The organism is Guyparkeria sp., from assembly GCF_041687595.1.
Taxonomy (GTDB): domain Bacteria; phylum Pseudomonadota; class Gammaproteobacteria; order Halothiobacillales; family Halothiobacillaceae; genus Guyparkeria.
Genome location: NZ_JAWLBP010000076.1, coordinates 2,539 through 4,777, shown reverse-complemented (window position 1 = coordinate 4,777; position 2,239 = coordinate 2,539). Strand labels below are relative to the sequence as shown.

Below are 2,239 nucleotides of genomic sequence, written 5' to 3'. Positions count from 1 at the left end.
GGCGTGAATGCGGTTTGACCACGGCGCCTGGTCACCGCGCGGCACCGGCGCGCCGGCACGGATGCGCTCGACCGGCAGACGATCGCAGGCGTAGATGCCGGTCACCCGCAGGCAGGTCAGCGGGATGCCCCGCTGGCCGCACCAGTCCGTGAACTGCCGTTCGGCATCCAGGCGTCGCCGGCCGCGATCGTGCTGTGGGGTCGGCGGGGTGGTCTCGTCGACCCATCCTCCCTGGTGGTCGCCGTAGACGCCGGTGGTCCCGATGTAGATCGCCGCCGCCGGGCCATGCATGGCCCCCTCCAGCCAGTGGCTCACCCGCGGATCGACGGTGCCGTGGCGGGGTGGCGGGGCGAGGTAGATCCAGATCGACCCGGCCGGAACGGCTTCTTCGGGGATGGGCGTGCCATCGTCGAGGTCGATGGGATGTCCGTGCCACTTTCCTTGGTGCCCCGGGGGCGGGGCGGGCCGTCGGCGTGCGACGGCGACGATTTCCCGGTCCGGGAGGCGCTCGGCCAGCCGCCGGGCGATGTCGCCGTAGCCGATGAGCACGAGGGTGGAATGGCTGCGTGTCATGTGCTGCTCCGGGATGAAAGCGGGATTCCGTCCGGCAGGATAGCCTGTCGGCAGCACGCCTGCTTTCCGGATGCCGAAAACGAGACACCCCGCCGGTCGCCCGGCGGGGTGTCGTGTCGGTTCGTTATTCTCGCGAGATCAGCCGTCGCTGCTGCGGATGGCCTCCAGCATCACCTTGGCCGGGCGGTAGCCTGGCAGGGCCGCGCCGTTGGGAAGGATGGTGTAGGGCGTGCCGCTCATGCCCAGTTCATTGGACAGCGCCATGTTCTCCTGGACGACGTCGTCCCGGCAGGCGTCGGCTGCCACGGACTGGCCCTTCATCGCGCCCTCGAGCGCCTGCTTCGGATCGTCGGCGCACAGGGTGCGCGACGAGATCTCGAAGCCCTTCGAGCCCGGACCCTGGCGCGGGGTGAGGATGTAGTTCACCTCGACACCGGCGGCCTGCAGGGCGGGCACTTCCTTGTGCAGCTTGTCGCAGAACGGGCAGGTCGGATCGGTGAGCACCGTGATCGAGTGCTTCTTCTCGCCCTCGGCCGGGTAGACCAGCTTGCGGTCGTCGGGGATGTCGGCCAGGCGCGCCACGCGCTGCTCGTCCTGCTTGGCCTGCGTCAGGTTGCGACGCTGCTCCACGTCGATCAGGTCGCCGGCGATCAGGTACTTGCCGTCGGCGGTCACGTAGGCCACCTGGCCGTTGGAGATCAGCTCGTAGATGCCCTGGGCGGGCGTCTCCTCGAGCGAGTCGATCGGCACGCCCGGCATGTGCTTCTGGATGTTGTCGGTGATGGTCTCCTCGTCGGCCATCGCGCCGGCGAACGGCACGGCCAGCGAAGCGGCCAAGGCGGCACCCAGCAGATGGCGCGGTGAGGGAATGGCGATCGGCATCTTTCGCATCGTCTCTTGAACCTGGTTGGTGAATGTCGAATCGACCCTTGGAGTCGCGGGACGAGTCCGGGTTCCATTATCGCATTCGCCCGGGCCCGCGTGCGACTTCTCAGCCACGTGGATGGTGCTCGGCGTGCAGTGACTTGAGGCGGGCGGTAGCCACGTGCGTGTAGATCTGTGTGGTGGAGAGATCGGCATGGCCGAGCAGCATCTGCAGGGCCCGCAGATCGGCGCCGTGGTTGAGCAGGTGCGTGGCGAAGGCATGCCGCAGCGTGTGCGGCGAGGGCAATTGCCGCAGGCCGGCGGCGCGGGCGTGGTGCTTGATGCGGTACCAGAAGGCCTGCCGCGTGAGCGGCGTGCCGCGCTCGGTGACGAACACGGCATGGCTCTGGCGCCGGTCCAGGATCTGTCCGCGTGCCTGCGCGAGGTAGGTGGTGAGCCAGTCGACCGCCTCGTCACCGATCGGCACCAGCCGCTCGCGCCCGCCCTTGCCGCTGACCCTTGCCACCCCGTGGGAGAGGCTGATCTCGCTCAAGGTCAGGCCGACCAGTTCGGAGACGCGCAGCCCGGTGGCGTACAGGGTTTCCAGCATGGCGCGGTCGCGCAGGCCCAGCGGGGTGCCCGTGTCCGGTGCCAGCAGGAGGGCCTCGACTTCCGCCTCGCTCATGTCGTTCGGCAAGGCGCGCGGCAGGCGCGGGGCGGGCAGGTCGGCGGCCGGGTTGCCGTCGATCAGCCCCTCGCGGCTCGCCCAGGCGTAGAAGCGGCGGATGGCCGAGCGCATGCG

Annotated in this window: 2 protein-coding genes and 1 pseudogene; all 3 read right to left on the bottom strand. The window is 69.5% G+C overall.

The annotated features are described in order from the left end of the window. Nucleotides 1-573, bottom strand: a pseudogene (locus ACESL5_RS09330) (SDR family NAD(P)-dependent oxidoreductase); the annotation flags it as partial. 138 nt (nucleotides 574-711) lie between these two features. Further along, nucleotides 712-1,464, bottom strand: coding sequence for a DsbC family protein (locus ACESL5_RS09325; protein ID WP_372592509.1), 753 nt, complete (start codon nucleotides 1,462-1,464; stop codon nucleotides 712-714). Between the two features lie 100 nt (nucleotides 1,465-1,564). Beyond that, nucleotides 1,565-2,239, bottom strand: a 675-nt coding sequence (locus ACESL5_RS09320; protein ID WP_372592508.1) for a site-specific tyrosine recombinase XerD, incomplete at its 5' end; no start/stop codon positions are given.